The sequence below is a fragment of the Clostridium sp. K04 genome, assembly GCF_019734375.1.
In the GTDB taxonomy this organism is placed as follows: domain Bacteria; phylum Bacillota; class Clostridia; order Clostridiales; family Clostridiaceae; genus Clostridium; species Clostridium saudiense.
Window position 1 is genome coordinate 32,550 of sequence record NZ_JAASHD010000009.1, and the last position, 19,541, is coordinate 52,090.

At 26.4% G+C, this 19,541-nt stretch carries 17 protein-coding genes; 12 read left to right on the forward strand and 5 right to left on the reverse strand.

Annotated features, from left to right (window positions below):
• The first annotated feature begins 3 nt into the window (after positions 1–3).
• Positions 4–1,131 (forward strand): toxic anion resistance protein, encoded by a 1,128-nt coding sequence (locus HCG70_RS05390; protein WP_042398022.1) that lies wholly within the window; start codon positions 4–6, stop codon positions 1,129–1,131.
• A 119-nt stretch (positions 1,132–1,250) separates the two neighbouring features.
• Here HCG70_RS05390 and HCG70_RS05395 read toward each other — a convergent pair whose 3' ends face one another.
• Entirely contained in the window at positions 1,251–1,892 is a 642-nt protein-coding gene (locus HCG70_RS05395) for a glycerol-3-phosphate acyltransferase (RefSeq protein ID WP_154820800.1), read from the reverse strand.
• A gap of 2 nt (positions 1,893–1,894) precedes the next feature.
• A complete protein-coding gene (locus HCG70_RS05400; protein ID WP_042398025.1) occupies positions 1,895–3,013 on the reverse strand; it encodes an MGDG synthase family glycosyltransferase in 1,119 nt (372 codons plus the stop codon).
• Between the two features lie 140 nt (positions 3,014–3,153).
• Between HCG70_RS05400 and HCG70_RS05405 the strand changes: the two genes are divergently transcribed.
• The 8 genes from HCG70_RS05405 (at position 3,154) to HCG70_RS05440 (ending at position 11,455) form a co-directional block, all read left to right on the forward strand.
• Positions 3,154–3,825: a response regulator transcription factor gene (locus HCG70_RS05405; protein WP_055275514.1), complete on the forward strand. Its 672-nt coding sequence runs from the start codon at positions 3,154–3,156 to the stop codon at positions 3,823–3,825.
• Positions 3,822–4,832, forward strand: coding sequence for a HAMP domain-containing sensor histidine kinase (locus tag HCG70_RS05410; protein ID WP_221697543.1), 1,011 nt, complete (start codon positions 3,822–3,824; stop codon positions 4,830–4,832). The genes HCG70_RS05405 and HCG70_RS05410 overlap by 4 nt, the downstream gene beginning before the upstream one ends.
• Before the next feature lie 22 nt (positions 4,833–4,854).
• Positions 4,855–5,409, forward strand: a complete 555-nt coding sequence (locus HCG70_RS05415; protein ID WP_042398031.1) for a GNAT family N-acetyltransferase — start codon at positions 4,855–4,857, stop codon at positions 5,407–5,409.
• A gap of 153 nt (positions 5,410–5,562) precedes the next feature.
• Positions 5,563–6,483, forward strand: coding sequence for an ABC transporter ATP-binding protein (locus tag HCG70_RS05420; protein ID WP_042398033.1), 921 nt, complete (start codon positions 5,563–5,565; stop codon positions 6,481–6,483).
• On the forward strand, positions 6,483–7,706 hold the full coding sequence (locus HCG70_RS05425) for an ABC transporter permease subunit (protein WP_042398035.1): 1,224 nt from the start codon (positions 6,483–6,485) through the stop codon (positions 7,704–7,706). The genes HCG70_RS05420 and HCG70_RS05425 overlap by 1 nt, the downstream gene beginning before the upstream one ends.
• 242 nt (positions 7,707–7,948) lie before the next feature.
• Complete coding sequence (locus HCG70_RS05430; RefSeq protein WP_195951158.1) at positions 7,949–8,719, forward strand: ABC transporter ATP-binding protein; 771 nt, start codon at positions 7,949–7,951, stop codon at positions 8,717–8,719.
• The gene (locus HCG70_RS05435; protein ID WP_042398038.1) at positions 8,709–10,682 is read left to right on the forward strand and encodes an ABC transporter permease; all 1,974 of its coding nucleotides are present in this window, start codon (positions 8,709–8,711) and stop codon (positions 10,680–10,682) included. The genes HCG70_RS05430 and HCG70_RS05435 overlap by 11 nt, the downstream gene beginning before the upstream one ends.
• 50 nt (positions 10,683–10,732) lie before the next feature.
• Positions 10,733–11,455 (forward strand): glycerophosphodiester phosphodiesterase, encoded by a 723-nt coding sequence (locus tag HCG70_RS05440; RefSeq protein ID WP_042398040.1) that lies wholly within the window; start codon positions 10,733–10,735, stop codon positions 11,453–11,455.
• Positions 11,456–11,556: 101 nt separating this feature from the next.
• Here the strand turns inward: HCG70_RS05440 and HCG70_RS05445 are convergent, their stop codons facing one another.
• From HCG70_RS05445 to HCG70_RS05455, 3 genes are all read right to left on the reverse strand, one after another.
• Complete coding sequence (locus tag HCG70_RS05445; RefSeq protein ID WP_195953728.1) at positions 11,557–12,258, reverse strand: YesL family protein; 702 nt, start codon at positions 12,256–12,258, stop codon at positions 11,557–11,559.
• 18 nt (positions 12,259–12,276) lie between these two features.
• On the reverse strand, positions 12,277–13,959 hold the full coding sequence (locus HCG70_RS05450) for a sensor histidine kinase (RefSeq protein WP_196048658.1): 1,683 nt from the start codon (positions 13,957–13,959) through the stop codon (positions 12,277–12,279).
• Between the two features lie 128 nt (positions 13,960–14,087).
• Positions 14,088–15,626, reverse strand: coding sequence for a response regulator (locus HCG70_RS05455; protein ID WP_042398046.1), 1,539 nt, complete (start codon positions 15,624–15,626; stop codon positions 14,088–14,090).
• A 245-nt stretch (positions 15,627–15,871) separates the two neighbouring features.
• On the opposite strand from HCG70_RS05455, the gene HCG70_RS05460 reads away from it, so the two are divergent.
• From HCG70_RS05460 to HCG70_RS05470, 3 genes are all read left to right on the forward strand, one after another.
• Positions 15,872–16,867 carry a sugar ABC transporter permease gene (locus HCG70_RS05460; protein ID WP_082423903.1) on the forward strand — a complete coding sequence of 332 codons (996 nt, stop codon included), beginning with the start codon at positions 15,872–15,874 and terminating at the stop codon, positions 16,865–16,867.
• A gap of 10 nt (positions 16,868–16,877) precedes the next feature.
• Complete coding sequence (locus HCG70_RS05465) at positions 16,878–17,774, forward strand: carbohydrate ABC transporter permease (RefSeq protein ID WP_042398048.1); 897 nt, start codon at positions 16,878–16,880, stop codon at positions 17,772–17,774.
• Between the two features lie 75 nt (positions 17,775–17,849).
• Positions 17,850–19,394, forward strand: a complete 1,545-nt coding sequence (locus tag HCG70_RS05470) for an ABC transporter substrate-binding protein (protein ID WP_042398050.1) — start codon at positions 17,850–17,852, stop codon at positions 19,392–19,394.
• The last annotated feature ends 147 nt before the right edge of the window (positions 19,395–19,541 follow it).

The window sequence follows — 19,541 nt, forward strand, 5'->3', positions numbered from 1 at the left end:
AACATGGGATTTTCAATGAATGTATGTGATACCGAAGAAATTAAAAATGAGGTTATAGAAGCTGTAAAGCCAGAAAAAGAAGAAGTAAAAAAGTTAAAAGTATTAAGCGATAATAATGTAGAAGCAGTTATGAATTTAGATATGGATTCATTAGAGGATAGAAAGTTGATTTTAAAATCAATTGATGAATTTGGGTTAGATACTATGCAAAAATCATCTCAAAAAAACGCCTTATTAGAAGTAAGTATAAAAAATCTATCTAAAATGGGGGATGAAGGAGGAGAAGTTGCTATTGGGTTAACAGAATTACAAAGGGCAATGAAAGATCTTGATCCAAGTATGATAGACTTCACAAAAAAAGGATTTTTCGGAAGGGTTGCAAATCCAATACGTACTTATTTTGATAAGTATCAAAAAGCTGATAATGTTATTAATGATATCATGGAATCTTTGGAAAAAGGTAAGATAACCTTAAAAAATGATAATACTACTTTGGAAATAGAAGAGTTATCTATGAGGGATTTAACAAAAAAGTTAGCTAAAGAAATAGAAATGGGAATAATGATGGATGAGGAGATTTCAGATGCCTTAAATAAAGCAAAAGTTAATAATGATGATCCGGATAGAATTAGTTTTGTTTCGGAGGAGATATTATTTCCTTTAAGGCAAAGAATTATGGATATGCAGCAAATGATAGTTGTTAATCAGCAAGGGATAATAGCAATTGAAGTTATAAGAAGAAATAATAAAGAGCTTATAAGAGGTGTTGATAGAGCTAAAAATGTAACTATATCTGCTTTGAGAACTGCAACAATAGTTGCTAGTGCACTATATAATCAAAAAATAGTTTTGAAAAAGATAGATTTATTAAATAAAACTACAAATGATTTAATTAGCGGAACATCAAAAATGCTTAAGGAGCAAGGAGCAGAAATTCAAAGGCAATCAATTGAATCTAATATTTCTGTAGATACTTTAAAATCTGCCTTTTCTGATACTTTAGAGGCATTAAATGCAATTAGTTCATATAAACAAGAAGCATTACCAAGGCTTAAAGAAACTATAAGTCAATTTAAGGAGTTAGCTGATTTAGGAGAAAAGCAGATTTCTAAATTAGAAAAAAGTGAATAGTATAGAGTTATAAATTAATTATCTTAAGTTAATGTAATGAAAGAATGAGTAGCAAATTTAGTAATCAAAATATCTAAATCTGCTACTCATTATTTTATAGAAAAATTATATAGTTATTACTAAGTAATTTGATTATGATAAAGAATTTTTTTACAGTATTTATTAAATAATGAGATTGTTATATCACCGTCATTTCTATTTACCCTATGCTTATGCCCGAGAATTATTGATGATAAAAATACTATTAACTTAATATAAATACTGGAATTAGAAGCAAATACTAGTATATCTAAAAATAAAATACTAACTAAAATAACACTAGAGTTTGGTTTAATAGTTAAAATAAATTTAAAAAATATTAATATGAGTGCAAATATTAATGCAACATAACTTATAGGATATAATGCTAAAAATGAACCAAATGTAGATGCAATAGCCTTTCCACCTTGAAATTTTAAAAATGGTGAATAAGCATGCCCTAAAATTGGCGAAATTGCAATAAAAATAATTGCTATGTTACTTGTATAAAAATAATTAATAGAAATAAAAACAGGAATAAAAGCTTTAAATAAATCTAAAATTATACATAGTATTCCTAAAGGTATTCCACAATATTTAATAACATTTCCTGAACCAGGATTCATATCATCTGATATTTTTCTTATATCAATGCCTTTAACTAATTTAGGAATTAAATAAGAATACATAATAGATCCTGATAAAAAAGATAAAATAATTAATAAAATATCTCTAAAAAACAAGGTTATTCCCTCCTATGATTTGCTTGTTTTATTAGAAAGTTAGCAATATCATCAGCCGTATTTAAGTTAATATTTTTCTTTTGTGCTTGAATAATAGAATTGCATAATGAATCGTCAGTTAATAAAGATTTACACAGAGATAAAGTTTCATTTACTGAATTAGAAGCTAGTGCCATCCCATGACTTTTAAAAAAATTACAATTAGCAGATTCTACGCCAGGAATTGGGTTTATCATTATAATAGGCAAATTTTTGGTCATTGCTTCTGTTGTGGTCAATCCACCAGGTTTAGTAATTAAAATATCACTTGCATCCATTAATAAATCAATAGAATCTGTAAAAGATAATATATTAATATTTTTATTTAGTTTTACTTTATTAAATTCTTTAAATAATTCTTCATTATGTCCACAAATAACCGTAACCTGAATGTTAGGTAGTTTATCAGATAAGATTCTGGTACTTTCAAGTATATTGCCTGCACCCATACTGCCACCCATTAATAATATATGTTTCATATTAGGATCAAGGTTTAGTTCTTTTTTTGTAGCAACTTTAGATTTGTGTTGTTTAAATTTGGAATGTACTGGTAATCCAAAGCTCAGAAGTTTATTTTTATCTATTCCCTTACTAATAAATTCATTAATTAAATCTTTGTGAGGAATAAGAAAATAATCTAAATTTGTTTCTTCCCAAAAAGGTGCACAGGTATAATCAGTTATAATAGCAGCAGTAATGGAGTTAAATGGATATTTATTTTTTAAATAAGAAATTGTTTGGGCACAAAATATATGAGTGCAAATAATTATATCTGGATTTTCAGAAGTAATAACATTATATATTTTATTTGCATAAAGAGAATTTAAAATGTAAATTATAGATTTTATCTTAGGGTTACTAATTTTTACGCCAGCTTTATAAAGTGATCCAAAAAATCTAGGACTATGTTTTACTATGCTAACATAAGAATTTTCTACTTTTTTAGATGTGTTTTTTCCTGCAAAGCTTAAGGTATCTATTTCTACAGTCTTAATATTTAAGTTATCAAGTGCATTACAAATTGCTTTTCCAGCAGAAGCATGTCCGGCACCTGTGTTTGTATACAAAATAAGTGCTTTCATAATAGTTTCACCCCATCTTTAAATTAATATAAAAGAAAAAGTATAATAAATATTTTAACATAGAAATTAATTTATAAATATAATAATTGTGCTTTGCTAGAAATTATGGATATAATTATGAAAAAGAGGTGGTTTTATAAATGAATAATAAAATTTTTATTATAGAAGATGAAGAGAAAATAAGGTTAGAGTTAAGTACATTTTTAAATAGATATGGTTATGAAACAAGTTATTCCACAGATTTTGAAAATATAGTTGATATTTCCCTGAAGGAGGAGCCAGATATAATATTGTTAGATATTAATTTACCGTATTATGATGGTTATTATATATGCAGAGAAATAAGAAGGAAATCTAATGTTCCAATAATAGTAGTTACAAGTAGAAATAGTGAAGTAGATGAGCTTATGAGTATGAATTTAGGTGCAGATGATTTTATAACTAAGCCTTATAATACTCAAATTTTACTTGCTAGGATTGCATCAATTATTCGAAGAACATATCAAAATTTAGATAGTGAAGTTTTCGAATTTAAGGGTTTAAAATATAACATGTCTACTAGTGAAATGACATTTGATAATAAAAAGTGTGAGTTAACAAAAAATGAAAGTAAAATTCTTTTTACATTAATGAAAAATAAAGAGAGGATTGTTTCGAGAAATGATTTAATGAAAGCTTTGTGGCAGGATGATGAATTTGTAGATGATAATACTTTGACTGTTAATATTAATAGGTTAAGAAAAAAATTAGAAGAAATAGGTGCTGTTGATTATATTCAAACAAAGAGGGGACAGGGGTATATTTTAATATGAGCTTTATAGAATATTTTAAAGATAAAGTTATATTTATAATAATTAATATAATTGTTTTAGTTATTACATCTTATTTATTGTTTGGATTAAATGTATCTTCCTATGCAATTTTTATAATATGTATTTTGAATTTTTTAGCCAGTATATCTTTTTTTATTTATGATTGTTTAAGAAAAAGTAAGTATTATAGTAGTTTATTAAAGAGATTAGATGAATTGGATAAAAAGTATTTTATTGGTGATGTTGCTACTGAAGAAGATTTTTTAGAGGGTAAAATTTTATTTGAAATTATAAGTCAAGCAACAAAATCAATGAAGGATGATATAAGTGAATCTATTAGAAATAGCAATGATTATAAAGAATATATAGAGCTTTGGGTACATGAAATAAAAACTCCTATAGCAACTTGTAAATTACTTATTGAAAATAATGATAATGAAGTTACTGAAAGTATAGGAGAAGAGGTAACAAAGGTTGAGGATTATATAGAACAGGTTTTATTTTATGCAAGAAGCAATGCAGTAGAAAAAGATTATTTGATTAAAGAAATTAATTTAAAGAAATCTATTAATGCTGTAATTAGAAAAAATGCTAATACTTTAATTGAAAAACGGGTTAAAGTTGATATTAGGAATGTTGATAAAATAGTATCCTGTGATAGTAAATGGATAGAATTTATTTTAGGTCAAATAGTAAGTAATAGTATTAAATATATGGATAAGAAAGAAAGTGTTTTAAAAATATATAGTGAGAATATAGGAAATGACGTTATTTTAAAAATATGTGATAATGGAATTGGAATGGATGAAAGGTCTGTAATTAAAGCTTTTGAAAAAGGGTATACAGGTGAAAATGGTAGAAGATTTGGAAAATCTACTGGCATGGGATTATATTTGTGTAAAAAGCTTTGTGAAAAGTTAGGATTAGGTATAAATATTAAATCAAAGGAAAATGAAGGAACAGAGGTAACTATATTATTTCCTATAAATGATATGATGAAATTTTAGTGCTAAAAGGGAGAGTAAGTTTATGAAGAGTATTGAAACAGAAAGATTAATATTAAGAAAATGGTGTAAAGATGATTATTTAGATATGTATGACTATGGTAGTGATGATAGAGTAGGACCTAATGCAGGGTGGCCTGTACATAAAACTATAGAAGATAGTAAAGAAATAGTTGATATGTTTATAGATGGTGATGAAGAATACGCAGTAGTTTTAAAAAGTGAAAGTAAAGTTATCGGTGGAGTAGGGTTACATTATAAAAAGATTGATAAAAATATGCAAGGTGGAAATGTACGTGAAATAGGATATGTTTTAAATCCTAAATATTGGGGAAATGAATATATTCCTGAAGCTGTTAAAGCATTAATAAAATATGGATTTGAAGAATTAAATTTAGATTTAATTTGGTGTGGTCATTTTGATTATAATTTTAAATCTAAAAGAGTAATTGAAAAATGTGGATTTAATTTTAAGTTTGAAAAGATAAGGGAACTACCGTTATTAGATAATAAAGAAGTTAATGAATTATATTATAATATTTTAAAAGAAGAGTATTTTGATAAAATAAAATTAATGTAGAAAAAATGTTTTTATATCTATGCCTCAGGTAAAATATGTATATTTTACCTGAGGCATATTTTATTAAGGAATTATTAAGAAAATTTAAAATATATAGTAAGATTTTATAGATATAATACAAGGAGTGATGGAAAAAGTGTAGGAGGAAGATACATGAATGTTTTAGAGGTAAATGATTTAAGAAAGTCATTAGGAAAAAGAGAAATTATAAAAGGTGTAAGTTTTAATATAAAGTCTGGAGAAATATTTGGATTTTTAGGACCTAATGGTGCTGGGAAAACTACTACAATAAGAATGTTAGTTGGATTAATTAAACCAACATCAGGAGAAATAAAAATTTGTGGGCATGATTTAAGTAAGGATACAACCAATGCTTTAAGTGAAGTTGGAGCAGTAGTTGAAAATCCAGAGTTATACAAGTATTTATCAGGTAGAGAAAATCTTATGCAAATTGCAAGAATAAGAAAGGTATCTAAAGAAGATGTAGAAGAAACTATAAAACTTGTTGGTCTTGAGGGAAGGATTGATGATAAAGTAAGAAAATATTCTTTAGGAATGAAGCAAAGATTAGGACTAGCAGCGTCCCTTTTATCAAAACCAAAGCTACTAATTTTAGATGAGCCAACGAATGGATTAGATCCATCTGGAATATTAGATTTTAGAGAAGTTGTACAAAAGGCAGCTAAGGAAAGGGGAATGGCTGTATTTGTATCATCTCACATATTATCAGAAGTTCAAAATCTTTGTGATAAAGTTGCATTTATTAATGATGGAGTAATTAAGGCTGTTGAAGAAATAAATTCAGATACAAATTCTATGGATACTGAGAAAGATATAATTTGTCTCGTTTCTAATGATGATAAGAAAATAATTGAAAATGAAGTTAAAAAATTAACTTATGTTTCATCATGTAAAATTAATGATAAGGGATTACAAATAATATTAGAATCTAACTCAACGTCTAAGCTGGTTAAGCATTTAGCATGTAATAATTTTAATATTGAAGAAATCTATAAGGAAAGAAAAGGCTTAGAGCAAAGATATATGGAATTAGTTGAGGGAGGAATAAGATAATGTTATTTACTTTAATAAAAAATGAATTAATAAAACTTATGAAAAAGTCCAAGACATGGATAGTATTTGCACTTTTTGCAGCTTTCATAGCAGTAACTATATTTGCTCAATATAGAAGCGATAAAAATATGAGAGTATGGAGTTCACCAGAGAAACAACTAGAAATGGCTCAAGATAATTTAAACTATTATAATGAAGAACTTGAGCTGAATAAAGACACTGATGTTAATCCAGAATATATAACATATTTACAAGAGGCTATAGAAAATTCAAAGGCTCAAATAGAAAACTATGAAGATATAATAAAAAATGGATTAGATGAAAAGGCATGGAAGCTTCAATTAGATCAAATGATTGAGGATAGTAAGCAAATTATAGAAAGTTATAAAAAGTACGATGATGAGTGGTCAAAAAGATATTTAATGGAAGAGCAAGATAATTTAGAAATGTATAATTATCTTAAGGATAATAATATTGAGCCACTTTATGGATGGGAATATGAAGCTTATAACTATATGACTTCACTTATGCAATTTTTAGGAATGGCACTTTTACTTTGTGGGATAGCTGTATTTATGAGTGATATAGTTTCTGGAGAATGTACGCCAGCTACATTAAAATTCCTACTTGTACAACCAGTAACAAGAGGAAAGGTGCTTTTATCTAAGTTTATATCAGTAACAATAACAGTTGTTGCTATGATTTTAGGGGGAGAACTTATAGGATTTGCTTTTGTAAATTTAACTAGTAAACTAGGTGGAGCTAGCTATCCAGTTAATTTAGGAGCTCAATATAATAAGGTTATAAATTCTGAAGGTGTAGCTGAATTAGTTAAAGTTGTAGGATCAGGGCACATGGGAACTAATGGAGAATTGTTTGTTAAAGCTATGTTATTCCAAGGATTATTTATTATAGCAGCTTGTTCAGTAGTATTTTTAATTTCAACTTTAATAAAAAGTAGTATGATAACTATGGCATTATCAGTAGTTGTTACGGTATTTTTAAGTATAGGAAGTCAAGGAATAGATTCACTTAAAGATGTTGCACATTTAATATTTGTAAACTATGGTGATGGAATTAGTGTATTAACTGGAAGTAGTGCATTAGCGTTTAATAATCCTAATATGACAGTTCAAAATGGAATAATAGTTATGATTGCAACTATTGTAATTTCATATACAATTGCGCATATTAACTTTAAAAGAAAAGATATTTTAATTTAATAAAAATAATTATCTTATATTGTATAAGTTGATTAATAATAAATTGTATCAGGAGAAAATATGTATATTTTCATCTGCGATAATTATAAAATACGCACACCACTTTGGTGTGCGATTTTTGTTATATAACAAAAATGTAAGGTTTCTGTTATATAGTTCTATGGATAGAGTATCATATTAATTGTAAAATTTAATCATAGTCAAGGGAAAGTCTTGAAAATATGAACTCAGTGGAGGAAAGTATGAAAAGGGAAGTTTTAAAGGTAAGTAATATAGAAAAATATTATGGAAATAAGAGTAATATAACTAAAGCAATTAATAATATTAGTTTTACAGTAGAAGAAGGAGAATTTATTGGGGTAATGGGTGCTTCAGGAAGTGGTAAAACTACATTATTAAATTGTATCTCAACAATAGATAAAGTAAGCAGTGGACACATTTTTATAAATAATAATGATATTACAAAGTTAAACACTAAAAAAATAGCAAAATTCAGAAGAGAAGAACTTGGATTTATATTTCAAGATTTTAACTTATTAGATACATTAACTTGTTATGAAAATATAGCATTAGCACTAACTATTTCAAGAGTCAATCATAAAGAAATTGATAGTAGAGTTAAAGAAGTAGCAAGTAAGCTTGGGATTATAGAAATATTAAATAAATATCCTTATGAGGTATCAGGTGGACAAAAACAAAGAGTTGCATGTGCAAGAGCAATAATAACTAATCCATCATTAGTTTTAGCAGATGAACCAACAGGAGCTTTAGATTCAAAATCAGCAAAAATGCTTCTTGAAAGTTTAGAGCATTTAAATACAGAGTTAAATGCAACTATTATGATGGTAACTCATGATGCTTTTACAGCAAGCTATGCAAGTAGAATTTTATTTATTAAAGATGGAAAGATTTTTAATGAGTTAGTTAGAGGAAATGATAGTAGAAAAGATTTCTTTAATAAGATAATTGAAGTTGTTACCTTACTTGGAGGTGACCAAAGAGATGTATTTTAAGCTAGCTACAAGAAATTTAAAAAAGAGTTTAAAAGATTATACTATATATTTTTTAACATTAGTATTTGGAGTTTGTATATTTTATACTTTTAATTCTATTGAATCACAAAAAGTAATGATGGATTTAACTGATATGCAGGCAGCAGCATTTCAACTAATAGATGTAGTTATGGGAGTTGCTTCAGTATTTATTTCTTTTGTTTTAGGATTTTTAATAGTATATGCTAATAACTTTTTAATAAGAAGAAGAAAAAAAGAATTTGGAATTTATATGACATTGGGTATGGAAAATAAACAACTTTCTAGATTGATATTTATAGAGACAATGTTAATTGGAGTTGTTTCGCTAGTAGTAGGGGTAGCTTTAGGAGTTTTACTTTCACAAGGATTATCAATATTTACTGCTAAATTATTTAAAGTTAATTTAGTTAATTTTACTTTTGTATTTTCTAAAATAGCATTTATTAAGACATTAGTTTGTTTTGGATTAATTTATTTAGTTGTTTTAATTTTTAATTCATTTACTATAAGAAAAGTAAAATTAATAGATTTATTAACTTCTGCAAAGAAAAATGAAAGCTTAAAAGTAAAAAACATTTGGATATCTGTAATAACATTTGTAATTAGTATAGTAATGATAGGTTCGGCATATTTTATAGTATTAAAAAATGGAGTTGCAATAGCAAGTCCAACAGCTATAGGAATTCCAGTATTATTAGGATCTATAGGAACACTTTTATTTTTCTTCTCACTATCAGGGTTTTTATTGAAGATTATGCAAAACAATAAAAAATTCTACTTGAAAGATTTAAATATGTTTGTATTAAGACAAATTAACAGTAAAATAAACACTACTTTTATATCAATGACATTTATTTGCTTAATGTTATTTATTGCAATATGTACATTTTCAAGTGGATTTGGAATTAGCAGAGGTCTCAATAAAGATGTTCAAGATTTAACGCAATTTGATAGTAGTATATGGAACTTAAATGGTGATAATATTGAAGACTTATTAGGAAAAAATAATTTAGATGACATTTCTAATTATGCAGAATACACAAATTATAATAGTGAAGTACCTTATAGCAAATTTTTAAGTAAGAATGGTATTGAAAAAGGAAGTAGTTATTATCCTGTATTTGCAGATAGTAATATTAATACAATTACATTATCAGACTTTAATGGGTTATTAATATTGTTAGGAAAAGACACTGTAGAGTTAGGGCAAAATGAGTATTTAGCTTTTGGTGACATAGATGATATGCAAGCTGTGATACAGGAAGCTATAGATAATAATACTAAAATAAATATTAATGGAAAGGAATTAAGTCCTTCAAGTAATAAAGTTTTCAATATTGTAGCTTATGATTCAACTCTTAAAAATAATATTTGTACATTTGTAGTAAATGATGATGTAGTTAATGGATTAACAGCTATTAATACTTATTTAAATGTAAATTATAAAGATGATAAATTAAAGTCAGAAGAAGCTATAAACAAGTTAATAAAAGATAATAATGCTAAGGATGGAACTCAAATATATTATATTAGTAAAGAAAATGTAGAAGCAACTACAGCTGGACTTGGAGCAGTGGTTTCCTATCTAGCAATTTATATGGGGGTTATATTCCTAATAACAAGTGCAGCAGTTTTAGCACTTCAACAATTATGTGAATCAGCAGATAATATCTATAGATATGAATTACTTAAAAAAGTTGGAGTTGATGAAAAAATAATTAATAAATCTTTATTTACACAAATAGGAATATATTTCATAATTCCTTTAGCACTTGCATTAGTTCATTCTATAGCAGGATTAAAATTTGCACAAGGAATAGTTTCTATAGTTGGTGATGGAAGTATGATGAAATATATATTAATTACTTTAGTTGTACTTATAATTATTTATGGTGGATATTTTATTGCAACTTATAATGGCTCAAAGAAAATGATAAAATAAATAAGGTGTACAAGTAAGTACATTAAATATCTTATACGAGGTGAATTTGTATGATAAATTTTGCACATAGAGGGGCAAGTAAGTATTATCCTGAAAACACTATATTATCAATAAAAGAAGGCATAAAAACAGGAGCAACTGGTTTAGAAATTGATGTTCATAAGAGTAAAGACAATAAACTTGTTGTAATACATGATGAAGATATTGAAAGAACATTTATAGGAAAAGGGTTAGTAAAGGATTATACCCTTAAAGAACTTAAGGGTTTTAAGTGTAGAAATAAGAATTTTGAAGATAACTTAGAGTGTAGAATTCCTACTTTAGAAGAGGTTTTAGAGTTAGTTAAAGCTTCTAGGGTAATATTAAATATAGAACTTAAAACTGATGAAATACATTATGAGGGAATTGAAAAAGATGTAATAGATTTAGTTAACAAGTATGAGTTAAAGAATAGAGTAATATTATCTAGCTTTAATCATGAGTCTATAAAAATTTCTAGAGAAATTGATAGTGAGTTTAAAACAGGATTATTATATTATCAGCCTATAAAAGATGTAGTTAATTATGCTAAGGATTTTGGTGCAAATGCAATTCACCCAGATATTAGATTAGTATCAGAAGAGCTTATTAAAGAAGCTAAAGAAAATAATATAGATGTAAATATTTATACTGTGAATAGTCCAATCTTAATGAGAAAATTAATTTCAGCAGGAGTAAGTGGAGTATTTACCGATTATCCAGACTTGTTACAGGAAATAATAAATAATGGATAAATAAAAGATAAAAGTAATAACTCTGATAGAAAACTAAAAGTTTTCTATCAGAGTTATTACTTTTTATTTATTCAATATAAAGTTTGTTGAAGATATTACATTTAATTAGAAGCTGATAAAGTTCCAACTGATGATTTCTTTTCAAGCTCTAATAATATAGGTTTATCATAAATTGTTAATATAAAACAAAGTATACTTGGTATAAATAGTACTAACAGAGCATGTATTTTAGCAACAAGGAAAAGTACTATTAATGTAACAATTATTTTTAATAAAGTTATATAGAATTTCTTTATTGAATAGTAAAAAGATAATGCAACAATATCTCTTAATTTCATATGAAATCTACAATTAATAGGAAATGCATAAAGACCTAATATTAATACAAAAATTCCTAATATTAAAAATATTATATGAAGTCCACTTGAAGACATATTTAAATAAAAATACTGAAAATCTACAAAGAAGATAGTTAATAATAATAATTCTACAAACCATAATTTAAAGTTAGACTTAAATTGAGTTTTATAAGAGTTAAAAAAGTAAGAGGTGAATGAAATATCTTTTTCTCTAACTATTTCAGCCATTGTAGAGTATAAAGCGCCTAAAGCTGGTCCAAATGGAATTAAGCAAATAAATAATAAAGCTATACTAAATAGACTAGCATTATATGATGTTAGTGTATAAAAAAATATAAGTGGTATATTAAGGAGAATAAAATAAAGTCCTCCTAATAAAAGCCAAGTTATATAATTAATAATTGAAAAAAGTGGTTTGTCATAAAATTCTTTTTGTTTACCCATAGTTTAATACCTCATATTTTAATCATTTTTTTCTATTTCTTTAATTGGTGGAATTTTAATAATGACTGTAGTACCATAATTATAAACACTTTTAAATGAAAGGCCATAATTATCACCATATAACAGTTTAATTCTTTTGTTGATATTTTTTAAGCCATAACCACTACCTTTTGAAGAGGTAAGCTTATTATCGATTAGTTCTTTAAGTTTATCTTCAGTCATTCCTATACCATCATCAGAAATTGTTAGAATCACATCTGAGTTAATAGAATATCCTAGTATAGAAATAGTACCAGTTCCCTCACCTTTACCCAGAATTCCATAATTAATAGAATTTTCAATAATAGGTTGTAAAGTAATCTTTGGAATTAAATAATCATTAATAGCTTCATCAACATTAAATTTTAATGAAATTCTATTGTTATATCTCATATTTTGAATGTTTACAAATAATGTTGCATGCTGTAGCTCATCTTTTATAGGAACTAAGTCCTTACCCTTGTTTAAAGAAAGCTTATAAAATTTAGCTAAATTTTTAACTGCATGGCTAATTTCAGAGTTCATTTTTTTATATGACATCCAATTAATCATATCTAGGGTGTTATATAAAAAATGAGGATTAATCTGAGATTGTAAAGCCTTTAATTCAGCATTTTTTACACTCTTACCAAGTTTGTATTGTTCATCAATTAATATAGACATTTTACCAATCATATAATTGTAACTATCAATTAATTCTCCTAATTCATCATTATCATTATGATCAATATAATGACTAAAGTCACCGGATTGAACACAACGCATCCCTTTAACTACTTTATTTAATCTTTTATTTATATATTTTATGAAATAAAAAGCTAAAGCTATGGAAGTTCCACCACAAATAACTACTATAATGAAAAGATAGATTCTTTGAGAATTTATAGCAGCAATAATACTTGATTCTGGTAATAAGGTTACCAAATACCAATCTGTTTTATCTATTAAAGACGATTTAACATAAATTTTTGAATTATTAACTTTAGTAGTGGAAAACTTATTATTTATATTTGCAAAATCTTGAATTTGATTTATATCAGTTATATATTCAATATTTTGATTTTTTTCTTCGGATGAACAAATTATGATTCCTTCAGAATTAATTATATAGCTAACAGTATTAGGTACAGAATTAATTTTATTGATAATATCGCTAATTAGAGATTTTTTAAAGGTAAGCTTTAAATAACCTATATTTTCAGCAAAATTATCAGGGCTTTTTATAGTTTTAAAAAGTGAGAGTGTATCAGATGGTAGTGGATTATAAGTAGTAAAATAAGAACTAGGTCCCCAAATAAATCGGGCATTAGTACTATTTATTGAATTTATAGCTTTAGTACCATCTAATATATTCATACTAAAAATATTTTTATTATCATTCTTGTAAATAAAATTATCATTAACATATAAACTTACATTAGAAACTTCAGATTCATCTTCGTATGATGAAAGAAATAATCTTAAATATGATAAATGACTTATTTGGTCAGATAGTAAATAATTATCAGGATCATTCCTAAGTATTGTTACAATGTTTTCATCAATAGCTAATGTATTAGAAATATCAAAGATTCTATATAGTTTATAAGTTATAAAATCAACAGATTGTTCAAAGGCCTTTTCAGTAGAATTTAATAAATTACTTTCAATGATATTGGACATTTTAGCATAAGAGTATCCAAATAAAGCTGTTAAAGGAACTAATATTAAAATACAATAAGTTAATAGAAATTTTTGTATTAAATTTAGTTTCCTAAAAAAAGTAATTTTATTTATAATATAATCTTTCATTATGTGAATTTACGCCTATATTCAGAGGGGCTATAGCCGACTTCCTTTTTGAAGATCTTAGCAAAATAATTGCCATCTCTATAGCCAACACTTGAAGCAATTTCATTCATTTTTATTGAAGGGTCTTGTAATAAAGTTTTTGCCTTGTCTAATCTATATTCAGTGATATATTTATTTACAGTAGTATTAGTATGATCTTTAAAAATTACGCATATATGTGCTGGTGTTAAAAATATATTTTTACTTATTTCCTCTAGGGAAAGATTAACATCAGCATAGTTTTCATGGATAAATTTTAAAATGTTTAATATAGGTTTATTATTGTTATTTTTTTCTTCTAATAATTTAAAGAAATTATTTATTTTATCTATAAGGTAACTATTAATTTCAAAGATAGTATTCAGTTGCAATATATCTTCAAATAGACTGTTACTATCTATATGAGTTGAGATATCAATTTTTCTATCATTTGAAAAGTTAATAAGTTTTAGCAGTAAATTATAATAGATATCCTTTACATAACTTATAGAGGTGCTTGGATAATTTTTAATTTCATTTGTTAATTCTTTAGTTAATAAAAGTAAACTAGACTTATCTTCATTAACTAAATATTTTTGAAAATCATCATAGATATCATTATTAAGTACATAAATTTTAGGATTAAAATTTTCTAAATAAATTACGGAATTATGATTATAAAAGAATGCAGAGTTAACTATTTTAATAATATCAGTATAAGCATTTTTAATATCATATATATTGTTGAAAATATTTCCTATACAGAAGTTTAAAGGTGTAAAGTTATTTATATATTCACTAACCGAAAATAGCAATGAATTAAATTCAGAATTAGATATTAATGATTTTATAGTATTTTTAAGAAATAAATTAATAATAATTTGTTTTTTATTAATAAACGATATCAAAGATTCCATATTGTAAATAGAAATTAAGTTTTGTAAATTAGAAATAATTAAGTTTTGATCAATATTAATACAATTAATTAAATTCAAACAAACGATTACAGAAGGCTTGTCCAATAATGACAAGTAGTAGTCAGAATTATAATGAGAAGATAAAAGTAAATTTATTTCATCATTAGTAATTGAATTAATTAAATCTAACACTATATTATCTTTAATGTTTTTATATATTATTTTTGATTTTTGAGCTTCTGTGACAGCATTTCTAATTGAAATTTCTAATTCATCTAAATCAATAGGCTTTTCTACATAGCTTATTGCTTTAAGGTGAATAGCTGATTTTAAATATTCTTTATCTGAAAAACCACTCATAAATATAATAGAACAATTAGGATATAATTCTCTAACCTTAAAAGATAATTCTATACCATTTAAACGAGGCATTCTTACATCGGTTAATAAAATATCTGGTTCAAAATCTTTTATAATTTCTAATGCATTTTGACCATCATATGCTTCTCGTACTTCACTGATATTTAAAGCCTTCCATGGAATTGTTTCTAATATACCCTGACGTGTAAAACTTTCATCATCTGCAATTAAAAGTTTGACCATATATATACCCCCTATATCAAATATGTTAAAATTATACCATTATTGTTAGAATTTATTCAACAATAAACATAAAATACAAAAATTATTCAATTTGGTTTTATTTAAGATTATAATAAATGGTAAGTCAAAATAAAAAAGATAATAATATTTTACTAGTATCTAATTATTTTACCAATAAATATTACTTATGTAGATGTTATCATTATATCAGTTGGTGAAAACGATAACTTATAAGGGGGATATATATGGAGAAAGGGTTAGATAGCAAAAAAATTAAAAATGGATTTTTTTCGAAAAACAAAAATAAGGAAAATACTTTGTATGAGGAATCTTCTTTTGTAAGGCAATTTAAAAGAAATAGGATATTATTACTGATGCTTGTACCAGCAGTTACTTATTTCTTACTATTTAGTTATTTGCCTATGACAGGTTCAATTGTTGCATTTAAGAATTATAATTTTAGAGATGGTATTTTTGGAAGTCCATGGGTTGGATTTGACAATTTTAAATATTTCTTTATTTCAGGACAAGCTTGGACTGTAACCAGAAATACTATATTTTATAATGTATTGTTTATTGTTATTAATACAGTTCTTCAAATGGGGCTTGCGATATTAATTTCAGAAATTGGTGGAAAGTTCTTTAAAAAGATTACACAAACAGCAATGTTTTTACCATATTTTATTTCATGGGTTGTTGTTGGAATGATTGCTTACAATTTTTTAAATGTTGAGCATGGAACAATTAATACATTAATTGCAAAGCTTGGAGGAGAGAAAATTAATTTCTATGGAACAACATGGGTTTGGCCATTTATATTAGTATTTTTCTCAGCATGGAAAAATGTTGGATATGGAACAGTGCTATATCTAGCAGCAATAATGGGAATTGATACAGAAATATATGAAGCAGCTCAAATTGATGGAGCAAATATATTCCAAAGAATTTTCAAAGTAACAATTCCTTGTTTGGTACCGACTTTAATAATATTAACATTATTAGCAGTGGGAAATATCTTTAGAGGAGATTTCCAAATGTTTTATCAACTTGTAGGTAATAATGGACCATTATTTAATGCAACAGATGTTATAGATACATTCACATTTAGGTCTCTTATTCAATCAGGAGAAGTTGGAATGTCAGCAGCTGCTGGATTATATCAATCAGTATTTTGCTTTATAACAATAGTATTTACTAATTTCTTAGTTAAGAAATATGATCCAGATTACTCATTATTCTAGGAGGTAAAATATGAAGAAGTCAAAAGATATAAAAGTATTTAATATTTTAAGTTATACACTAATTGCACTAGTAGCAATAATATGTTTAATACCATTTTTAATGGTTGTAGTTGGATCTTTCACTGCAGAAAAAGAAATCATTGCAAATGGTTTCTCTTTCTTCCCAAAGGAATTGTCATTAGAAGCATATAAAACTGCATTAAAGGAACCAATGGCAATACTTAGGGCATATGGAGTAACAGCAAGTTTAACTGTAATTGGTACAGCAATTGGATTATTTATAGTAGCGATGACAGCATATGTATTACAAAGAAAGGACTTTAAGTGGAGAAATAAAGTATCATTTTTCTTCTACTTTACAACATTATTTAGTGGTGGATTAGTTCCATGGTATATTTTAATGGTAAAATATTTAGGTTTAAAGGATAGCTATTTATCTTTATTGTTACCACCATTGTTAAGTGTTTTCAATATAATTATTATGAAAAGCTATATGAGTGGAATTCCACAAGCATTAACAGAATCAGCTAAAATAGATGGGGCAGGAGACTTTACTATATTTATGAAGGTAATATTACCATTAGTCAAACCAGCACTTGCAACTATAGGAATGTTTATTGCATTAGGATATTGGAATGACTGGTATAATTCAATGTTATTTATAAATAATGAAAATTTATATTCATTACAATATTATTTATATAAGATTGTAAACAATATCGAAGCATATAAAACAATACTAGCACAAGCTGGTGGTGGAACTTCATTAGGTTCTACAATAAATATGCCAAGTGAGTCTTTAAAGATGGCATTAACAATTATAGTAACTGGACCAATTATATTAGTTTATCCATTTATTCAAAAATACTTTGTTAGTGGTGTAACTATAGGAGCGGTTAAAGGATAAAGATTAATAAAAAATACAAAAAGGATAAATACCAAAAGGGTTTATTTATAAATGAGTTATGAGGGGGATTTTAAAATGATAAGAAGGTCAATAAAAAAATTAGCAGCTATAGGTTTAAGCGTGCTTATGTTAAGTTCATTTATGGTAGGATGTGGGTCAAAAGGATCCGATGATAAAAGTGTAGCATCAAATTCTTCAGAATTAAAAGAAGTTAAATTGAAAATGTACTTAATAGGAGATAAACCAGCAGATTTTGATGAGGTTTATGCAAAGGTTAACGAAAAGATGAAGGAAGAAATAAATGCAACTTTAGAAGTGAATTTTATTCCTTGGTCAGATATGACAACTAAGTATCAACTATTATTCCAATCAGGTGAAGATTTTGATTTAATATTCACAGCTGCAGGGTGGGGATATTATAGCCAAGTTGCAACTAAAAATGGATTCTTAGAGTTAACAGATGACTTATTAAAGGAATATGCTCCACAAATTTATGCTAATGAACCAGCAGATGCATGGAATCAAGCAAAAATTGATGGGAAAGTATATATGGTTCCAAATGATAGAAATGAATATGGTACAAACGTATTTGCTTATAGAGGAGATTTAGCAAGCAAATATGGATTTGAATCAATTACAAGTTATGATGAACTTGAAGCATTTATGGATGCTGTAGCACAAGGTGAATCAGGAAATGGAATTAAGGTTATGGCTAATGGTGGGGGACAAAATTTACAATGGCCATATATGATTGAAAGATATGGATTCTCAACTGTTAGTGGAGCTCCAACACCATCGATTGGATATGATGTTAATGATACATCAGGAGAAGTATTTGCCTTTGTTGATACTCCAGAATATATGGAATATGTAACGAAAATGAAGGAATTTGCTGATAAGGGTTATTGGGCAGCAGATTCAATTTCAAGCCAAGCTACTAGAGATGAAGATTTCGTAGCAGGAAAAACTGCAATAATGACTTGGAATCTTAGTACTGTAGCAAATAGAACTGTTGAAATGAATGCAGCTAATCCAGATTGGAATGCAACATTACTTGATTTAAGTGAAGGAGTTAACAGAGTTGTTCAACCTTATACAAACAATGGTATTGCAATAAATGCTAATTCAAAAAATCCTGAAAGAGCTTTAATGGCAATTGAATTATTAAGATATGACGAAGAAATTAATAACCTAACTTGGTATGGTATTGAAGGTGAGCATTGGGAAAATTCAGCTGAAGGTGAATATACTTCTTTAGAAGGAAGTGATGCATTCCCAGCAGGTGAAGTTTGTCCGTGGGGATGGTATACTACTAAATTTGCTCGTACTTCATCTACTGAACCAGAAATAGTTCAAGAAACTATCACTAAGTGGAGTGACAATTATACAGTTTCTAATCCTTTAGCTGCATTTTCATTTGATGATTCTAATGTTAAAAATGAAATGGCAGCAGTAGGTAATGTTATTACTCAATATGGAGTACCTCTAGATTTAGGAATGGTTGATGATGTAGAAGCTGGTGTTAAAGAGTTTAGAGAAAAATTAACACAAGCTGGATTTGATAAGATATTAGAAGAATGTCAAAAACAAGCCACAGAATTTGTTAAATCATATAACTAAGATTCTAAATCTTTGATTTAGTTAATCGAAGTTACACCTACGAACAACGTGAGTAGTGTGTTTCATATAAAGATTCTAAATCTTTGATTTAGTTAATCGAAGTTACACCTACGAACAACGTGAGTAGTGTGTTTCATATAAAGATTC

Coding starts and splice junctions, on each gene's coding strand:
- HCG70_RS05405 (WP_055275514.1), top strand. CDS start 3,154: ATGAATAATAAAATTTTTATTATAGAAGATGAAGAGAAAATAAGGTTA.
- HCG70_RS05470 (WP_042398050.1), top strand. CDS start 17,850: ATGATAAGAAGGTCAATAAAAAAATTAGCAGCTATAGGTTTAAGCGTG.
- HCG70_RS05455 (WP_042398046.1), bottom strand. CDS start 15,626: ATGGTCAAACTTTTAATTGCAGATGATGAAAGTTTTACACGTCAGGGT.
- HCG70_RS05390 (WP_042398022.1), top strand. CDS start 4: ATGGGATTTTCAATGAATGTATGTGATACCGAAGAAATTAAAAATGAG.
- HCG70_RS05445 (WP_195953728.1), bottom strand. CDS start 12,258: ATGGGTAAACAAAAAGAATTTTATGACAAACCACTTTTTTCAATTATT.
- HCG70_RS05420 (WP_042398033.1), top strand. CDS start 5,563: ATGAATGTTTTAGAGGTAAATGATTTAAGAAAGTCATTAGGAAAAAGA.
- HCG70_RS05410 (WP_221697543.1), top strand. CDS start 3,822: ATGAGCTTTATAGAATATTTTAAAGATAAAGTTATATTTATAATAATT.
- HCG70_RS05450 (WP_196048658.1), bottom strand. CDS start 13,959: ATGTCCAATATCATTGAAAGTAATTTATTAAATTCTACTGAAAAGGCC.
- HCG70_RS05425 (WP_042398035.1), top strand. CDS start 6,483: ATGTTATTTACTTTAATAAAAAATGAATTAATAAAACTTATGAAAAAG.
- HCG70_RS05460 (WP_082423903.1), top strand. CDS start 15,872: ATGGAGAAAGGGTTAGATAGCAAAAAAATTAAAAATGGATTTTTTTCG.
- HCG70_RS05440 (WP_042398040.1), top strand. CDS start 10,733: ATGATAAATTTTGCACATAGAGGGGCAAGTAAGTATTATCCTGAAAAC.
- HCG70_RS05435 (WP_042398038.1), top strand. CDS start 8,709: ATGTATTTTAAGCTAGCTACAAGAAATTTAAAAAAGAGTTTAAAAGAT.
- HCG70_RS05400 (WP_042398025.1), bottom strand. CDS start 3,013: ATGAAAGCACTTATTTTGTATACAAACACAGGTGCCGGACATGCTTCT.
- HCG70_RS05430 (WP_195951158.1), top strand. CDS start 7,949: ATGAAAAGGGAAGTTTTAAAGGTAAGTAATATAGAAAAATATTATGGA.
- HCG70_RS05415 (WP_042398031.1), top strand. CDS start 4,855: ATGAAGAGTATTGAAACAGAAAGATTAATATTAAGAAAATGGTGTAAA.
- HCG70_RS05465 (WP_042398048.1), top strand. CDS start 16,878: ATGAAGAAGTCAAAAGATATAAAAGTATTTAATATTTTAAGTTATACA.